This is a genomic window from Actinospica acidithermotolerans (assembly GCF_018139625.1).
GTDB classification, from domain to species: domain Bacteria; phylum Actinomycetota; class Actinomycetes; order Streptomycetales; family Catenulisporaceae; genus Actinospica; species Actinospica acidithermotolerans.
Genome location: NZ_JAGSOH010000016.1, coordinates 67,937 through 87,273, shown reverse-complemented (window position 1 = coordinate 87,273; position 19,337 = coordinate 67,937). Strand labels below are relative to the sequence as shown.

Genomic DNA, 19,337 nt, shown 5'->3' with positions numbered 1-19,337 from the left:
GCCGGATCCACCCGAACCCGCGGCAACCCCGCCGCGATCACCTCCGCCTCCCGCCGCGACCCACACCGCGCCACATCCACCGACCGCCCATCCGCCAACCGCACCCGCACCCGCACCCGAAACACTCCACTGCGCTCCTCCACCCAACCCATACCAACCGCTCCCATCAAGACGCGAACACTGGCTCTCACGACCCGATGAGCCCGGAGAGCACCAGCCGCCCGACGCGACCTGTACCGGGCAGCTACCCCCGGCGATAATCCGACAAGTCAGCCCCACGGCCGAGTGGCGCATGAACGTGACCGCAACCGGCGAAAGACACGAACAAACCTGCCGACCACGCCGGCAACTCGAAGCCCAGCGCAGCCTGGACCTCGGGCCAGTCCGTCCTCGGCGCGATACCGCGCGGAGCCGCGACCATCGATCGCAGCTCACTCAGGCTCGGATCGATCTCTGCCGTCACCCTCGTCTCCCACCACTGGCTCCAGGCGGTCGACGTAGTATCTCAGGCCAACCCGGGACACGACACTACCTGCCTCGCCCTGGGGAGAAACGCTGTCCACGTGGGGAACAACCGTGTCCACCGGGGAGGTCACTTGTCCGCCAGCGTGTGAGGCTTCCTGTCCGCCAGTGGGGACTGCCCAACGTCCATCGACAAGAGGCAAACCACCCGCCAGCCGCGTCCCCAACCGCACGGGGCAGTACATCTAGGCGGTGAACTCTAATCCGCTCCGGATTTTGTGATGCTCTCAGCGAGAGCAGATGACGGCGGAGGTTCCGAGCACGACTTGCCGTCACGGTCGCACTGCGATAGGCCCAGTTGCCTGACACCCGCCTCAGCGTCCTGCTAGAACATGATTAGCTGAGTTACGGAGGTGTCGCTGGCATGAGCCAGGTCGTGAAGTACACCACGGGAGACGACGATGGACTGGAGGTGTTTTTCGAGATCGAACCCCAGGACGGCTACCACGACGTCGTGTTCGGCAAGACGGTCGGCGCCGTCCGCGACGCCGTGCATCCCGCTGTCGCCGCGGCCGCCGATGTACTCGACCGGTTCAAGGCTCTGAGCCCTGACGAAGTCGAGATCACGTTCGGCGTCAAGGTGAGCGGGACCATGAACTGGCTGGTGGCCAAGGCCGCCAGCGAAGGCAGCTTCGAGGTCAAACTCAGATGGCGCTCCGGCGAGGACGGCTCCGAGGCATGATCTCGGAAACACTGCGGGCGGCAGTGCCTCGGGACAGTTCCTGGGTAGTCGCGATCCATCTTAGCCAGCGCGATGTCACCCCGGTGGGCACCGGCGTTCTCATCGACGAGCACCATGTGTTGACCTGCGCGCACGTCGTCCATGTCGATGTGCAACCTCGTCCGGAACTGTGGCTGGCCTTCCCGAACTCCGCAGCCCTGATGCACCATCGTGTCCGGGTGGACCGAATCATCGCTCCGCCGATCGAACGGCGCAACCTCGAGGACATCGCTGTCCTCGAATTCGACGATGCGGTGAGCGCGCACATGGCGGCGAGGCTGCGCTGTCCGGAGCCCGGTGAACTCGCCGGACAGGACTGGTGGACCTTCGGCTTCCCGCGCGGCGACGCCCTGGGCAGCGAGGCCGTCGGGACAATCGGCGCCAGCGCAGGCTACGGCTGGGTGCGATTGGACACCCAGGCCCGACCCGGGCAAGGTGTGACCGACGGCTTCAGCGGAGCACCGATCTGGTGCGAGGCATACCAGGCTGTGGTCGGGATCGTCGGGCAGGCCAACCGCACCGGTGACGCCCGCGCATTCACCCTGTGGCAAGCCGATCGCGCCCTGCCGGACGCCAAGATCCGACGGCTGGCCGACTGGACGGCAGAGGCCGCAGGCGAGAGCGCGCTTGCCTCCTGGGGCTGGTCCCTTGACAAGGACCCGGAGGCGGTGAGGCACTGGCGTCCACGCGCTCGCGGCGTGTCGCGGGATTCCGAGCGTGGCTACCGCTTTCGCGGCCGCAGCGCCGCACTGACCAGGATTGCGGACTGGCTCATCAGCGAACAGCCACAACACACTGCGCTTGTTGTCACGGGCTCGCCCGGAGTGGGCAAGTCCGCGGTACTCGGTCGGATCGTGACGTCTGCCGATCCGGGGATCGCCGCCGTGCTACCGCCTGAGGACAGCGCCGTACGAGCACCGGTCGGCTCCGTGACCTGTGCCGTCCATGCCAAGAGCAAGACGGCGCTGGACGTAGCCGTCGAGATAGCCCGCGCGGCGTCGGCACCCATCCCGCAGCAGACCGGTGACCTGGCCATCGGCCTGGCCCGGGCCCTGGCCGATCAGCAAGGGCGGCACTTCGCGGTCGTGATCGACGCCCTCGACGAGGCGGCGACCCCCAAGGAGGCTCGCGACATCGTTCGGTGGATCGTCCGGCCGCTTGTCGAGGACCTGGCCGAGTCCGGTGTGCGGGTCGTCGTCGGCTCGCGGCGCAGGGATAACCAGGGGAACCTGATCACCGCCTTCGGGGCCGCCATCACCGTCGTCGATCTCGACCACCCCGCCTTCTTCGAACTCGAGGATCTGTCCGAATACGCCCTGGCCAGCCTGCAACTGCTGGGCGCCGAAAGGCACGGCAACCCCTACGAGGACACTCCGGTCGCCCGGCCGGTCGCCGCACGGATCGCGGCACTCGCGGACGGCAACTTCCTGGTCGCCGGACTAATCGCGCGCGCCCACGGACTGCACGACAGTGAACCGATCCAACCTGAGGCGATCTCGTTCAGCCCGAAGGTGGACGACGCCGTCCACGAGTTCCTGGATCGGATCCCGCCGCTGGGTCCGCGCACCGCCGCCGAACTGCTCACCGCACTGGCGTACGCCGAGGCGCCCGGGTTCACCATCAGCCTCTGGGACGAGGCCCTTCGCGCCCTCTACGGGGCAGAAGGGAGTCCGGGAGCGGAGCCGCTCCGCGACTTCGCTCGCAAGTCGGCGGCGAACTTCCTCGTCGAGGACACCGCCGCCGAGGGAGGCGGCGAGTCGGAACGTGCCTACCGCCTCTTCCATCAGGCTTTGAACGACGTGCTGCTCGCGGCCCGCGATGCCCAGCACGAGGACGAGCGCGCGATAGCCCGCACGTTCATCGCCCTGGGCAGGCGGATCGGCTGGCAGCGCGGACCGGCCTATCTGCTGCGCTCGCTCCCCGGCCATGCCCAGCGCGGCGCCGTGATGACGGAACTGATGGCGGACGACGGCTATCCCGTCTACGCGGATTTACGGCGGCTGATTCCCGCCGCGCTGCGCAGTCCCGAGGTGCTGCGTTCGAACGCGGAACGCCTCAGGCTGCTGAGAAAGGCCCAGCGCGCCATCGACGCTCCACCGCATCGGCGCGTGGCCCTGTTCAGCATGGTGGAGGCCCAGGAACACCTGGGCTCCACGTACCGGAACTCCAACACGCCCTCCGCCTACCGGGCCGCGTGGGCGCACCTCGTGCCCGAGGAGGAGCAAGCGGTTCTCGAGGGCCATACCGGACCGGTGAACCAGGTGGCGGCGCTGCCGGTCGGCGGTGAAAGGGAACTGCTGGCGAGCGCCGGCTCCGACGGCACTCTTCGGCTCTGGGATCCAGATACGGGCGAGAACGTGCGCGTCATCAGGGCACCTGAAGGGCTTTCAATCACGGCGGTGTGCGCGGTGCCGAACGGCGACGGCACCGCACGGCTGGCATCGGGCAGAAGCGACGGTTTTGTCCAAGTATGGGACCCGGAAACCGGAGAACCGCTCGATGCGGCCAAATGCGGTCCGGGAAAAATCAGTTCGATCTGTGCCGTGGCATATCAGCCGGAACGGCTCGGGCTCGCCATCCTGGTCGGTACCAACAGCGTTCTCCTCTGGGACCCCGCCGAAGGAGCACCCGAGCAGCTGCCAAAGAGCCCTACCCGGCGTCTGAAGTCGGTCTGCGCAATTCCTCGGGACGACGGCCGCGAAGTGCTCGGCCTCGGCAGCAAGAACGGGTCGATTCACATCTGGGACCCAGTGGAGCGGACCGCGAACATGCGGGTCCGCGGCTACGCCGGCGCGGCGACTGCGATCTTTGCTTTCACTACAGAGGACGGCGCGACACGCCTTGCCGTTGGTGGGGACGACCACGCCGTCCGGTTGTGGGACGAGAGCAGCGGGGAGCACCTGTACACCCTCGACCAGCAGTCGAATCCGGTCACCGCGATCTGCGCGATCCCCCGCGGCGACTCAGAACGGCTGCTTGCGGTTGCGAGCGGCGACGGAACGATCCAGGTATGGCGAGCCGAGTCCGCGACATGTATGAAAACGCTCATGGCCGACACGGGCGGGGTGAGCTCGGTGTGTGCTGTCAGGGTGGCGGGAGGATCCTGGCTCCTCGCGACAGCAGGGCGCGACGGATCCGTGCGGCTCTGGTCGCCCTCGGAGCATAGGCGCGTCGCCTCCGAGGAAAGCATCGGACTCGGACGGACGGTTCTTCTGACCGCACCTGGCACGAGGCAAGCAGGTAAGCGGCTATACAGCCTCAGCGAGTCGGGAGAACTCCGTGCCTGGGACCCGTCCACCGGCGAACTCACCAAGAAGTGGCGGAGCGTAAACAGCGACCGGAAGGCGCCCCTGCTGATCACGGACTGGTCAAGATCCCCATGGCTGGTATACGCCGAGAAGTACGGCGAACTTGGCCTCTGGGAAATGCGTGATTCTGCAGAGTTTTCGTACTATTCCCGGGCTGATGTGCGCCAATTCCACGGCTCGACCATAGGCTGCCACTTTTCCACCGTCACGGCGATCGCAGCTTCGCCGAAAGATCCCAGCTTGGCTGCGCCCGCAATCACCTCTCAGGTCTTTCTCTGCTCAGCCGGAGCCGACGGCACGCTGCGACGTTGGCGCTTCGCCGACCTGAAGCTCGACGGCGCAGTGTCGAACGTCGGTAGACCTGTGCGCGCGATGTGCGTGATCTATCCGGACAGTATGCGGGATGACGTACTCATCGTCGGCGGCAGCGACGAACGTGTACGCCTTTTCAGCTTCAACACGCTCGAAGAGTTAAGTGTGCTCACCAGCCATCGCCATCCCATCACGTCGATAGTTCCCCTCCAAGCGCGCGGGCAAGCGCCGATCGTCGCCAGCGTCAGCGCTGACCGCGAACTGCGGGTTTGGGACATCGCCGCACAGAAGACGGTCGGCTCGATCGACATGCAAGGCGCCTGGCTTAACGCGGCCACACCGTTGACTGGCAAAGGCGGCAACCCGCTAATCGCCACCGGGGGCGGCGACCGGATCGTACGCGTCTGGGATCTGCGCGGAACACAGGTCATGGAGATTCCGGTGCGGCACGAGGTGATCGACATGTCCGCAGCAGGTAGTCGACTCTTTCTTGGCCTGACCAGCGGCCTTATGGCACTCGACATTGACGAGACCTCACTCCCCAACTGATGGAACAACCACTGGCTTACCAGGCAACCAGCCATTCTCGAACTTGTGGCCCCTTCCGGAACGCGGAAGAGGCCAGGGCGCGGAACACGGAAGGGTTCAACGACTCCAGACCGGCGGAGCACTCCGCGCTGCGCTGACTGGCCGTCAGGCGAGCGACGATTCCGCCTCTTCGTACGGGGAGCATGCTCCCCGTCCGCTCCCCCTTCCACTCCCCTGCGGCTCCACCCCGACCGCACCGTGCCCGTGGGCGACCGCGCCCCGCGGTACGCCGACGATCGAGTACATCGGTCCAGGTAGAGACGCCATAAAGGCCGCTTCGAGGATGCCTAGAGCTCGAAACCGCTTCTGCTCGAAAGGGGGAAACCTGCGAGAAAGAGATGACGCTGACGGGTTGTCAGAGTAATCTGCCCGGTAAAGAAGAGTTCACGATCTGCGCGCCCCAGACAGGGGGCGCCAGAGGGAGCGGAGCCGGGGAGCAGCGATGTGCCCAACCGCGCGAAGGGGCGACCCTTCCAACTTCCCGAATCGCGTCTCGAGCCCCCGGAACTCTTCCGCGTTGAAGAAGTGCTCTTTGGTCGAGCCGTGGGATGATGCCGGTAGCGATTGAACCGCACCGGGATCGCGCCAATGCCGCGTAGTTAAGGCTGGTCGGCGCTCGTCAAGTGGTCTGGCTCTGGGCAGTTGTTCGGGATTGTGTATCGGCCTCGTGCGGTCTTGCCGAGTAGTCCGCGCCGGGCCCAGGTGGCCAACTGGACACTCAAGCTGTTGATGTTGGTGGTCTCGAAGGCCTGTGCCAACTCTGCCGGGGTGAAGGAGTGCTCCGGTTCGACGCGAAGGAGCGCGAAGACGCTACCGACGCGGGATCCGGGATTCATGATCTTCGTGCGGGCCGCCGGCGATAGAGTGGTCCGGGCGGTGTTCCCGGCCTCTCGAGGTCGATGTCTATACGGGTGATCCGGGTGCTGGCCGGGTGTCGTTCTTCGAGTGGGTGGCCGGCGTAGCGGGAGATCGGCGACTTGACCTTCCTCGCGGAGATGCGTGGCCGGCGAGGCGGGAGCAGGTGGGCGAGGACGGCGGCGGTGATCTCCGCGACCAGGTCCGGGTCGTGGTGGGCCTCGATGCCCGCGGCGCGGATCACGGTGGCCTGGGCGGTGGCCACAGCGACGGCGAACGCCGATTGCGTCTCAAAGGCCTGATCGAACGGGTCGAGGGCACCAACGCCCACCGGATCACCCCGGACGGGCAGCGTTTCGCCGTGTTCTACACCAAGCTCCACAACCGCCTGCTACGACCCGCTCATGGCCGCCGACCAGCCACCCGCGCCGCCCGAGATCCGCCAGGCCCTCGACACCCTCGACCGACACGTCACCCGAACTATCGACCTGGCCCGACTCCTACAAGCAGCCTGACCAGGCACGACACGAAACTTGCCTCAAACGGAAAGGGCCTGGGAGCAAAAGCGACCTAGCCCGCATCTCGTTCGCAATAACCCCCGGCGCTGGGCGGGAGCGGCCAACAGGGAGCGCTTACCATCGGGAGCAACTCAAGCCATGGTTTGACCGCCGGGGTCCTGTCGCGGATCGTCACGCTCGTCGAAGAAGCCACCCTCCGACGTTGCCCTCAAAATCCACATCAGCTGTCCCCGCCATGCGCAGAGAGGCCCTCCGGTGAACCGCGCCGAAAATCCTCTTCGCTCACCCGAATAGATATGGAAAAATAAATCTACAATTTGAGCTTATTCGACAAATATGAGACCATTGCCTCTGCGCCACCTTCGAACTCCACATCTTCACCGCCTTGCTGATAAACCACAAACCAGCCAGGGCGGACGGCGAAGATCGAAGCGAGGGCATCACTGCTATCTTCAGACTGCAACAGCGCCAGGCGATGGCCCGTCTGCGGGAATAGCGCACTCAAGACGCTATCCCGCGAAGCCAGCTCAATGAGCTCCCTATAAGCCCCGCCGGCCCCACCAAGAAGAGCTTGCCATTGAAATTCCGTGGCCCGACCTTGCTCATACGCCAATTGGAGCCCGGTAAACGTGACGAAGGGAAATTCGGCCGACAGATGCTCCAAGCCCACTTCTCGGACCCACTTATCGGCAGCGCGGGCGATAGACGCCACGCTCGCCGACCAGCCGTGGCCTAGCTCGCGGCCCTTCCACCAGAACGACAGACGATAGCCGTCAGCATTTGTATGCACAGCCACCGCGTATTCTTCGTGGGTCAAGACCGCTGGCGAGCCTGCGACTGCCCTGACTCCCGCCTCGAACCGATACAGCGCCTCGGCACCGAGCTCGGCATTAAGCAGCGCGGAGAGATCATTAACCTGCACGTCTACCCATTCCCTGTGGGGAGCAGACTTCCGGCCATTTCCCCGTTGACGTCTACTCCGTTCAAGAACCAGTTGATTCGTCCAGCAAGCCCTGGATCATCATATGCGGCAATCTGGATCTGTCGCATCTCCCAGTCGGTCCCAGGGCCATTTCGCCAGCTCCCCGCCTTCATCCCCCGGCCTGCCGCTGCTTGGAAAATATCCATAGCGGTTGAACCCGGTTCAGCAGGGAGTCCGCCAAGGTCTACCGAAATCTCAATAGCAGGATTCTCAATTGCCGACCTCACTTCTCTAACCCATTGCGGCTCAGCGAGATCATGGAAATAGCCATAGAGCATGTCCTCGTCGCCCGCGTTGAAGGTCATGCCGCCTTCAGTCGAGTCAGCGAGCGCATTGCCGGGCCCCTTGAGTCCAAGTACCACTGTATTGCCCGGAGTCGGGGAAACGCCCAACGGCTCCCCGCCCTCGGAACACGTGCACTCTGTGGAGTGTCGGGCGATGGAGCCGCCGCAATTCTGCACCAGGACCGGCGTGTCGCCTGCCAATACGTAGTACGTGTGCAGGTCGCCGATGGTGAGGTCGTAGGTCGTGGTGTCGGCGTGGTAGAGCTTGACGCCGGTTACCACGGCGCGGCCGGCGCTGGTTTGGAGTTGGTCGCCAGGCTTGAGGTATTCGGCTTGGACGAACTGCTGTCGGGTGATGTCGTAGAACGGGTGGTGGTAGGTCGTCGTGAGCGAGCCGTCTTGCTGAGTTGAGTTCGTCAGGGCGATCGCTGCGGCGAATGTTGCGAAGACAGTCGCCAGGCTGCGGGCGAGCTTTTTGTGGACGCCCGTAGAGCCGTCGGGTGCCAGGGGCGCTACGGTCAGGGTGACGAAGTCGTGGTCGGTGTAGGTGGTGATTACCTTAGTGACGGCGTTGACCTGGGTCGAGGCCTGCCCAGGGACGCTGTCGGTGATCTTATCGCCGGCCTTGATCCGGTCGATCTGCTTCGTCGTGCCGTCGGCCATGAGCACGGGGGTCGAGCCGATGAAGCTGTGCGGCTCGGCGACTTCGGACGGGCAGCCGGTGCTGTTCTCCTCAAGGTCCGGCACGTCCTGCTGAACCTGGTCGGACACGGTTTCCGCGCTGGACGGAATCTCGCTGGCGGTCGACGCCGTGGCTTCGGGTGCCACGGCCTCGGGCGCCGCGGGCGCCGCCGCGGTGGCGGGTGCTTGCTCGGCGGCCACGGGTGCCGCTTCAGCCGGCGAGGGTGCTGCCTCCGTCGGGACGATCGCCTGGTTCTTCGCCCCGGTTGTCACCGACCTCGACCCGAGCTTGGTGACGGTGTTGTCCCCCGAACCCGTGCCGCCCGCGCCGTTCTTGGCCGAGCCGGCCTTACTAGCGGAGCCGTCCTTCGGCGTGCTGGCCGAGGCGTTCATCGCGTCCTCGTCGGCCTGCATGAGCGCTTCTTGAGCCGAGATCTCGTCGTTGAGCGCGTTCTCGGCTTCGTTGAACGCCTTGAGCGAGATCGATCCGCCGAGTTCGTACCCTGGCTCGGCGCCGTAGAAGGAGGCCATCTCGTCGGCTTCGGCGGCGGCTTCGAGCGCCGCCTCCTGGTCCGCCGCTACCTCGCCGCACACCGCGGCCGTGATCGCGCTGTCGCAGGTGCCGAGCGCCATGGCGCCGATGAGGACCTGCTTGCCAACCAGCTTGATGACCTCCTGCCAGGGCGTATTCGCGTATCCCGAGGCTGGCGCGGTCGAGCTGGGCATCGGCTTCGGGGTGCCGGATTGACCGGCTTTGTTCGCCTTGTCGGCGTGCGCGGAGGGCGCGGCCTGGGCGGTCGGGCTCGGGGCGATCGGGGTGGCTGGCACCAGCGAGGGGAAGGCCTCGTCCTGGAGCTTGCGCTCCTGGTACTTCTCCTGCCTCACTCGCGCGAAGTTGAGGATGTAGCTGAGTTGGAACATCGAGAGGAACTGGGACCAGAAGTTCGATCCGGGCATCCGCATGTGGCCGCTCGGGTCAGCGCCGTCTAGCGGGCTGCCGTCGGCGTAGCCGAAGGGGTTGGCGGCGGCGGTGTTCGGCACGGCCGAGTTGCTGACGGTGTCCTTGCTGGTGAATTGGCCGGTGGCCGGGTTGTACCAGCGGGCGGCCATGTTGACCTCGCCGGTGGATGTGTCGGTCCATTCGGACTGGTATCCCGCGGACAGGCTCGCGGTCGTGCCGGTGTTGGTGAGGACCTTGCCGAGCGGGTTGTAGGACTCTGTTCCGGTGAGCGCGGTTCCGCTGGAGGTGAAGGTTCCGACGACGTCGGTGTGCTGGTCGGTCCATACCAGCGCACTGGTTGCGGCGGTGGTTTCGCCGAGCAGTGCGCCGTTGGCGTAGCGGCTGTAGGTGGTGGTGCCGTCGGAGGCGACGAGGTTGCTGCCTCCGGAGTAGGCGAGGGTGGTGGTCGCGCCAGTCGAGGTGTTCTGCTGGGAGATCAGCCTGCCTGAGGCGTCGTATGTGTATTGGCCGACTCCGGCAGTGTCCTGCTGTCCGTAGGCGTCGTCCTGGTAGCTGACGGCGCTGCTGGTGCTGGCCTTGGAGGACTGCGTGCCGCGTGCGGTGTACTGGTAGGTGTCGACGCCGTCGGAGGTCAGTTCGTCCTGGCTGTTGTAGGTGTAGACGTTCGCGCCGGACTCGGTGCGGTTGGAGTCCTTGTCGTAGCTGTAGCAGGTCAGGGTGCTGCTGTTGGTGCAGGTGCCATTGCCGGAGTACGCGCTCGTGCTGGTCCCGGCGGTCCAGGAGGTTATCCGGCCGGCCTCGTCGTAGGTGTACGCGTTGGTGGTTCCGGTGCTGTCGGTCTTGCTGGTCAGGTCTCCGGCCTCGTCGTAGCCGTAGGACAGGGTGTCCATGGCCGTGCCCGCGGCGGTTTCGAGTTCGTCGCTCGCGAGTTCGTGAGCGGTGTTGTACCCGAGGAGTTCCTGGTCCGCGCCCGTGCCGTAGCTGATCTGGCTGACCTGCGAGTCCGTGTTATACGAGTACGTCAGAGTGGACCCGGTCGACGCGTCCGTGACCGTGTACGGCCGGTCCGAAGTGTCGTACGTGTAGTCGGTCGTGCCTGAAGCATCGGTACGGCTGGCCATCAGTCCGTCACCGGTGTAGCTGAAGGAACTCGAACCCGCCGAGCCGCCGGCCACGATCAGTTCGCCGCGGTCGTTGTACTGGAAGTTCTCGCTCGTGGCGTTGCTCGTGGAGGTCGTGGTCGCTGTCGCGGTTGAAGTCGTGCTGAGCGTGTTCGAGGTCGCTGCTGTGAGGACGTTGCCGTCGAGGTCGTAGGTGAACGACCGCGTGGCTGACGGAGTCTCCGCGCCGGTTCCGGATTCGGTGAGCACGTCGCCGCGTCCGTCATAGCTGTACGCGAGCGTGACCTGCCCCGGCTCGACCCGGGTCACCAGATCCCCGTCAGCGTCGTAGGTGCTCGTCGTGGTCAAGTCCGAGGCGGCGGTGTAAGCGCTGGTGGCCGGTTCCACCTGGAACTCGGGCAGGCCCCGACTGTTGTACGTGGTGTATGTGGTGTCCGCCGAGTTCGTGGTGACGTTGCCGCTCGAATCGACCGTGGTGCCGTTGCCTGGCGTGTACGCGGTCTTGTTTCCGGCCAGGTCATAGCCGTAGGCGATGGTGATCGCGTCACTGCTCGAGGAGTCCACCGGCTGGGTGACGGAGGTCAGAAGACCAGTGCCGTCGTAGCGGTAGGTCGTGGTCGCGCTGACAGTCGAGGACTGGATCTGCGTACTGGTGGCGACACGTCCGTCGGCGTCATAGGTGAACGAGCCACCGCCGACCTGGGTTTTGTCGGTCGCGAATTCCGCGGTGGCTGTTTTTCGCCCGGCTTCGTCGTACGTCTCGGTCACGTAGCTCAGATCCGGTGCCACGGTCTTCACCGCTTGGCCCGTGCCGTCGTAGCTCGTCGTCGTGGTGTCGTTCGCGGCGTTCGTGGTCGAGATCCGCTCACCGACATTGTCGTAGCCGTACGTCGTGTAGCTGGAGGTCGACTCAGACTTCTGCTCGCTGAGCCAGCCGCCCGTGTCGGTGTACAGGTAGTCGGTGGTGTAGCTGGCGGTTGTACTGTCGTTCGTGCCCGCGTGTCGGTCGACGACAGTCGAATACGTCTGTCGGCTGAGGTAGTCGTAGACGGTCGAGGTCTGCGCGTTGTTCGGATCAGTCGTCTCTGTGACGCGCCCGAGTGCGTCGTAGGTGTAGGACGTCGTCAGCGTCTTCCCACTGACATAGTCGTCGACCTGGACGGTCGCGACCTTCCCGAGCTGGTTGTACGTGTAGTTGATCGTCTCGCCGGCCGCGGATGAGGTGTTGTACGCGATCGGATCGGTGATCGTCTGGACGTTGCCGTCGTTGTAGTACTGGTAGGTGGTCTCGCTCGGCACGGACGTCGACGAGCACGAAGTCGCGCCCGGCGCGCACGGCGTGGTGTACGACGGAAGGATCTTCGCGGTGAGCAGGCTGTCGTTGTCGTAGCTGTACTTGGTCTCGTTGCCGTCGGCGTCTACAGTCTCGACCTCGTCGCCGAACGTGTTGTACCCGGTGGAGGTGACGGCCCGAGTTCCGGCAGTCACCGTCGCGCCGCTCGCGGCCGTGTAAGTGGTGGCGGTGACGGTGGTGCTGGTGGTCACGACCCGGTGGCCAGCCTCATCGTAAGAGTAGTAGGTGGGGTAGCCGAGCGGGTCGATTTGCTCGGTGACCAGGCCCTGCTCGTTGACGATGTCCTTGGTTGTGTACGTGTTCGACCCGTCGATCACCGAGGTCGAGGTGATGTTGTCGAGTTCGTCATAGGTCTTGGTCTCGTCTGAGACGGTGCCTCGGTCACCGGCCGCGTCGGTCACGCCGGTGACGGTGGTCTCCTTGACTTTTCCGTCAGCGGTGTAGGTGTACGCGGTGACCCGGTCGACTCCGGATGGATCGACTGTGACCTGCAGTTTCTGTCCGGCATCGTCATAGCTGTAGTCGGTGTTGGTCACGCCGTTGTCGGTGGCCTGCGTGAGCAGGTTTCCGGCACCGTCGTAGGTGGAGGTCGACTCCACGTAGGTGCTCGTGCCGTCGGTCTTGGCCACCTGGTAGGTGAGGCCGTTGTCGTAGTATGCGTAGGTGGTGGAGTAGTCCAGGCCGTTGGGGTCCACCGTGTCGATCGAGAGCCGGCCTGCGGCGTCGTAGGTCCACTTCTCTTCGAGCAGACTCGAGGAGTTGGTGGCCGTACCCGTTTCGGTGGTGCCCTCGAGATACTGCATCCGCTTGTAGTTGGCGGCGTCGTACAGCGTCTTTGTCTCCCGACCCATGGGGTCAGTGGACGTCTCGACGTTGCCGAACAGGTCGTACGTGTAGTTCGTGGCGTGCTGGTCCGGGTCGGTTTTGGTTTGGACCTGGTCGTAGATGTTGTACGCGTACTGTGTCTCGCGGGACGTGTCGCCGCCGGTCGTGTCAGCGGTCGTGGACGTCTTGAGGTTGCCGTCGTCGTCGTAGGTGAGGGTGGTGACCGCGGTGTGTACTGCGCTCGATACGCGGTCGGTGACCGACGGCGCCGCCGAGGTGGCTAGGTGTCCCTGACCGTCATAGCTGTAACCGGCAACGGCGTCTTCGCCTGCGGGGTCGGATACCGCGGCTCCGGCGCTGCCCTCGCCGTAGAGCGTGCTCACCTCAGTGCTCGACAACGCGCGCTGGTACGCCTGCACGTTCTTGATGTAGCCCGGGAAGTCCGAGGAGCCCTCGTCCGAGCCGATCCAGAAGGCGCCGGCGGTCGCGGCCCAGGTCTGCACACTCGAGGCGGTGCCGACCAGGGTGCCGTTGATGTAGAACTCGTCGGTGCTGTTGGCGGCGTCGTAGACCGCGACCAGGTGGTACCACGTGCTCGTGCTCGGGGACGCCGTGGCCTCCGCCGAATACCAGGTCGGGCTGGAGGACTCGGTCGCGGTGTTCTGGAAGATGAAGCGGTCGAGACCATCGTAGGTCGAGTACATGATCTGAGCCGCCGTACCGCTCGATCCCTTAACGGAGGCGACGACCGCGTAGGTCGACGGTGTCGAGGTCAGATCGACCCACGCCGAGAGCGTGTACGACGCGTTCGTCGTAAGGACCGGGCTGCCGATCTTGATGCCCTGTCCGGACGAGCCGGGGAAAGACGCGTACGAGCCGTTGAACGTCACGCTGGTCTCGGTGCCGCTGTTGCCGAGCCCGGAGGAGTCCGCGGCGGTGGAGCTTCCGGCGGCGTCCGTCAGCGGGAGCAGTGCGACACGCTGCTCGCCGGTCGTCTTGGATATGAGACGTCCGAGGCCGTCGTACTTGAAGTAGGTGACCAGCCCGTCGGCGTTCGTGATCGTGCACGTGTCGCCGTCGGCGTAGTACGTATACCTGGTTACGGCTCCGCCAGAGGTCGTGGTCGTCGCGAGCAGACCCGTGGGCGCCCCGGTGGTGGGCGCGTCGCAGGACGGGAACGCGGTCGTGCCATCGGTGTACGTGTTCGCGGTCACGCGGCTCAACGGGTCGGCCGAGGTGAGCTCGTCGCCGTTGGAGTTGTACGTGTACTTAGTCTGATAAGTCGTATCGCTCGCGCTGGTGGAGCGGCCGTCGCTGGAGGCCGTGACGAGGTCGGCGCGTACGTCAGTGCTGTTATACGCGAGACTGTTGGCCGTCCAGTAGTACGTCTTATAGGACGTGGAGCACTTGTTCTGCGATTGGAGCTGACAGGTGGTCTGCGACACCTCGTTGCCGCGCGCGTCGTGCCCGGTGATCGTCTCGTCGCCGTTCGGATCGACCGTGGTGTTCAGGAATCCGTTGGTGTCGTAGCCGTAGGTGGTCGACTCCCCCAGCCCGCTGGTGTAGCGCACTTCGCGCATACCGTTCTGCGGGTCGTAGTAGTAGACCTCGTCATGGGTCGCACCCGCGTAGCTGTCCGCAGGATCGGTGACCTTGACCGCTTCGACCGGGTCGTAGTAGCCCTTCGAGTTCTTGTAGGCCTGCCAGATCGCCGCCACGTCGTCTTCGGTGAGCGCTGAACGGTACAGCGCCACATCCGCCATCGAGCCCTTGAAGTACTGCACGGCCGCGGAGTCCCCGGAGAGCGAGTCGTCCGGCCACGAGCCGCCCATCCAGCCGGCGCCGAGCGACACGTAGGTGCTCGACATCGAGATCGTGCCGGACTTCGAGGCTACTTCCTTGCCGTCCACGTACAGGTACTGCTTCGAGTTCGCGGCGTCGCCCACGAGCATCGCGAAGTGCCACGCACCGTTGTTCACCGTGTCGGAGGACTCCAGCGGCGTGTAGGCGTCACCGGTCCACAGTTCGGACACGAGCTTGCCATCCTTGCCGATGTACAGCGCGGGATCGTAGCCGTCCGCTCCGGAGGAGGTCACCGCGGCGCCTCCGGTTCCGACGAGAACCTGGCTGGTGCCCGTGGTCTGGAACCACACGCCGATCGTGACCGAGGTGGAATCGGATTTCGTGGTCGTGTTCGTCGCGGAGTTCAAAGCCCCGTCGGGCAGCTCGACGTACGAGGAGGAACCGTCAAACGACGCACCGGTCCATCCTGGCATCGCGCTGGTACCCGACGTGCCGAGAGTGACGCTGTTGTAGTTTGCGTATCCGGCGGTGGACCCGTACCAGGCGTCGTTGTTCATATCGTCGGCCGCGGTCGTCGCACCAGAGGCGTCCGACAGCTTCCACACGTGTTGCGGCGAGTACGCGTCGATCGCCGCCCGGTAGACGTAGCTTGAGCCGTACGCGCTCGGAAGCCCGATGCCCCAGGTGCCTCCGTTAGCGTCAGTGACCGAATTGACCCGGCCAGTGATCGTGTCGTAGCCGATACTCGCCTCTGGCGCCACGGCGGAGTCTGCAGCGTGATTGGGCCGAGTGATCTCGTACAACTGCGCCGAGGAGGTCGTGCCAGCAGTGTTCAGACCTGCCACGTCGGTCGCCGCGAGAGCGCGGTCATAGTACGCGACGTCGGAGATCGAGCCGGTGAAGTACTGCACGGCCGATGAGGCGCCGGAGAGCGAGTCATCCGGCCACGTCCCACCCATCCAACCGGCCCCAACGCTGACGTCGGCGCCGTTCGAAAGCGAGATCGTGCCCTGCTTCGATGCGACCTGCTTGCCATCGACGTAGAGGTACTGCTCGTTCGTCGCGCCAGAGGCCGAGAGCATCGCGAAGTGCCACTTGCCGTCGTTCACCGCCGAACCGGACTCCATCGGGGTGTACGCGTCGCCGGTCCACAGCTCCGATACAAGCTTGCCGTCCTTGCCGATATACAGGGCGGGATCGTAACCGTCAGACCCGGACGAGGTGACCGGCGCACCGCCCATGTCCACCAACACCTCGCTGGTGCCGGTGGTCTCGAACCAGAGCCCTATCGACTCATCGCTCGACTGAGTCAGCAGCGAATTGGGCAGTTCGGCGTACGACTTCGAGGTGGCGGTGAAAACGGCGCTGGTGGCGCTCGAGGACGTCAGGTGGGACGAGCCGCCCAGCGTCACGTTCGAGTAGGTGATCGTGCCGTTGCCGACGTTCGCCGCCTCCAGCGTCGTAGCGCTCGCTGTACCAGAGGCGTCGTCGAGCGGCCAGTACTGGTTCGCCCCCGAGTCCGAGACTGCGAGCTGGTATACAGAGCCGTTGTGGTAGTTATAGACCGTGCACGCGCTCGTCGAGGTCGCCGGCGCCGTCTGGCTCGGGGCGCAGACGCTGGTAAGCCAATCACCGGTGTAGTTGTACGTCCACTTCTGCGCCGTGGTGCCGTCGGTGCCGGTCGCGTCGTTCGTGACCACAGTCGAGACGTGGCTGTTCGCAGCGCCGGCCGGCGTCGCCCAACCGATCGTCACGTACCGCTTAGTCACAGATGAAACGATCTTGTTGATCTGGCCGCCGGACGTCGCGGTCCAGCTGTAGTCCAGCTCCTGCTTCTCGTGATTCGCGATGGAGGTCAGCGCGTACACGCCCGCCACGCCGGAAGCAGCGGCGGTGACTGTGTGGGTGAAGTTGTAGGAGGTCCCGTCCTTGTCTACCAACACGTATCCGCTGGAGGAGAACGTGAGCGAGGCGTAGCGCCCCTGCGGAGGGCTGTAGGTAGTGCCGTCCGCGTCTAGCCCGAACGCGACCTGCTGCCCATCGGGGTATGTGACCACCGCCTCGGTCACCTTGCCCGCTGCGGAAAGCACCTGAGTGACCTTCGCATCCAGCATCGACGACCAGCCCTGGCCGAGCGCCTCGGCCGACCGCGCGTCCAGCGAGTTGTAGTCACGCACCAAGGAGAGCGATGGTCCGGCTCCCGTGATGTCCGCGTCAGTGGCGCTCGTGGTGTAGTTGCCGATCGCCGCGTCGAAGCCGTGACCGTTCGTGTTCTGCGACAGGCTTCCCGTCAGGATCGGCGGTGGAGCCGTCGTACTGAACGAGGAGAGCGCCGACCAATCGCCCCACTGGTAGCCGTTGTAGGCCGTCGCCTCCCACTCGTACGTATTGCCCCAGGTGAGCTTGCCCGACGGAACGACGTACACGGAGGTGGTCGTCGGGCCCGCCGTGGCCACGGCCGTGCTGCTCGTGCCGGTCACCTTGTACACGGCGTACTGGTACTCGGTGGTGGCCCCCGACCACGACGTCGAGTCCGTGTTCGAGACGGTGAGCGTCGGGGTGAGCGTGTCCAGCGACGTGCCCGACACCGGCGAGACCAGTGTGGTGACGGCCTTGGCATCCGGCGTGTAGGTCAGCGACACATACGGCGAATAGCCACTGTAGAGCGAGGAAGTGAACCACTTGCGGTAGTTCATGTCCGAGTACGAACTGGCGATCATCTCGAGGCCGTAGTACGAGGCCGTTGAGTTCCACTGCAGGTCGTTCAGCCACGTCGTAGACAGATTCGTGTACGTCCACTCGCCCGTGTACGACGTGCCGTCCTCGGTCACGGAGCCCGTCGGGCCGGTCGAGCCCGACCATGCGCCGAGCGTCTGGTACGAGGATGGCTGATTGTCCCAGTTGATCCCTGACTCGCTCCATGCCGAATTCGGGGCGCCCACGGTGAAGCTCGCATAGGCGGAGGCCGTGTTCGACTGAGCGTAGGCGAACGCGGCGAACTGTGCCGACGAGATGTGGTAGCCCTGGTGCACCATCGTGGAGGTCGGGAACATCAGGTAGGAGTAGTTCTGCTGCCCTGTGCTCGAGTCGTAGCCGATGACCATCCGCATCGACGAATCGTTGTTCGCGGTCGGGAACTCGGAGGAGGTGTAGGTCGTCTCCTCCTGCCCGTTGATGTCGGCGTTGACTGTCGGGTCGACCGTCACCGGGAACACCCGCGAAGGGTCGTCGAGCCACGACTGATCCAGCGTCATCGTCAACTTCTCGACCCCGCCGACGGTCGCCAGCGAGTACGTCACCGCCTGCGTCTCGGCCGGTTCCGGATCGCTGGCCGTACCCGACGCATCCGTCGCATACGGCTGCTCGAGGTCCGCGACGACGTTGCCCGACGAATCCGCCAACTGCCACGTGCCATCCGAGGCCTGCGCGAGCGAAAGCCCAGACATCGACAGGTCGAAGGTCCACGAGTTGCCCGCCGAGGCCGAGTCCAGCGTGAGCCCCTCCTTCACACCGTAGTCCTCGCTGGTCACCTCCACGTTCGTCTCCGGCAGTATCGACGAGTAGGTCACCGTGGTCCCGGACTCGGTCCCCGCGACATCCGCCGCGCCGTCGAGCGACCACCCGAAGCTCTCGCCCGAGCCCAGCATCAAGGTCACGAGATCGCCTGTCGAGGAGCTCCCGATCGACGGGGCCGGCGACGGCGTGGCCGTGGCGGACGCCGAAGCGGTATCGGAGGGATCAGCGGTAGCGCTGGCCGACGCGGAGGGCGTCGCGGACGCGGACTCGGTCGGCGAGGCGCTGGAGCTCGCGTCCTGGCGCATCACGCCGCTCGCCAGTTGGCTCCGTGCGCCGTGCGAGGCGCCGGACGAGGAGGCGATACGCAGACCGAACGAGGCCGCCTTGTTGGTGTAGCCGCCGCTGCCGGCCACCAGCGAGTCGTCGATCGGCCGCCAATGGCCCGACGCATCCTTGAAGTTGATCGGGGTCTGCGAGGCCCGCTCCGTCAGCGTGCCGTCAGCATTCTTGTACCAGGCCTGCGTGGCATTGGTTCGGGCCTGGTCCAACTTGCTCGTCCGGGCATCGAACCCGCGAGTGATCGAGCCCGAGCGTCCCGGCTTGGCGTTCGTCGGGGAGCCGTTCCCGGCCGCGGCGGCTTGCGCCAGGCCGGTACCCGGCGCGTGGCCGCTCCCGCGTCCCGCGGCGGTAGCGTGCGATGTCAGGGCACGACCATCCAGCTGACGTGGAAGGATGACGGACACCGCGTCCTCGAACATCGACTTCACCAGCCGCACCACCCCGCCGATCGGCAAGCGACCCGGTGTCAACTGCTCCGCCGTCGCCGACTGCGTCGCCACACCCAGCACCATCAACGCGGACACGATCACCGCGACCAGTCGCAGTCGCCTCCGTGTCCACATGCGCGCACCCCGACCACGAGTCTTCACCGAACCCCACCCGACCCTCTGCATGACAGCCTTTGCGATGACAGACAGTGAACAGAT

The 19,337-nt window shown here is 65.3% G+C and carries 5 protein-coding genes; 2 read left to right on the top strand and 3 right to left on the bottom strand.

Annotated elements, in window-relative coordinates:
• The first annotated feature begins 886 nt into the window (after positions 1-886).
• Complete coding sequence (locus KDK95_RS08765; protein ID WP_212517543.1) at positions 887-1,204, top strand: CU044_2847 family protein; 318 nt, start codon at positions 887-889, stop codon at positions 1,202-1,204.
• Entirely contained in the window at positions 1,201-5,412 is a 4,212-nt protein-coding gene (locus KDK95_RS08760) for a trypsin-like peptidase domain-containing protein (protein WP_212517542.1), read from the top strand. The genes KDK95_RS08765 and KDK95_RS08760 overlap by 4 nt, the downstream gene beginning before the upstream one ends.
• Before the next feature lie 871 nt (positions 5,413-6,283).
• Here the strand turns inward: KDK95_RS08760 and KDK95_RS08755 are convergent.
• The 3 genes from KDK95_RS08755 to KDK95_RS08745 form a co-directional block, all read right to left on the bottom strand.
• Entirely contained in the window at positions 6,284-6,637 is a 354-nt protein-coding gene (locus KDK95_RS08755; protein ID WP_212517541.1) for a hypothetical protein, read from the bottom strand.
• A 497-nt stretch (positions 6,638-7,134) separates the two neighbouring features.
• Positions 7,135-7,746 (bottom strand): hypothetical protein, encoded by a 612-nt coding sequence (locus KDK95_RS08750; RefSeq protein ID WP_212517540.1) that lies wholly within the window; start codon positions 7,744-7,746, stop codon positions 7,135-7,137.
• A gap of 2 nt (positions 7,747-7,748) precedes the next feature.
• The gene (locus KDK95_RS08745) at positions 7,749-19,253 is read right to left on the bottom strand and encodes a LamG-like jellyroll fold domain-containing protein (protein WP_212517539.1); all 11,505 of its coding nucleotides are present in this window, start codon (positions 19,251-19,253) and stop codon (positions 7,749-7,751) included.
• Between the last annotated feature and the right edge of the window lie 84 nt (positions 19,254-19,337).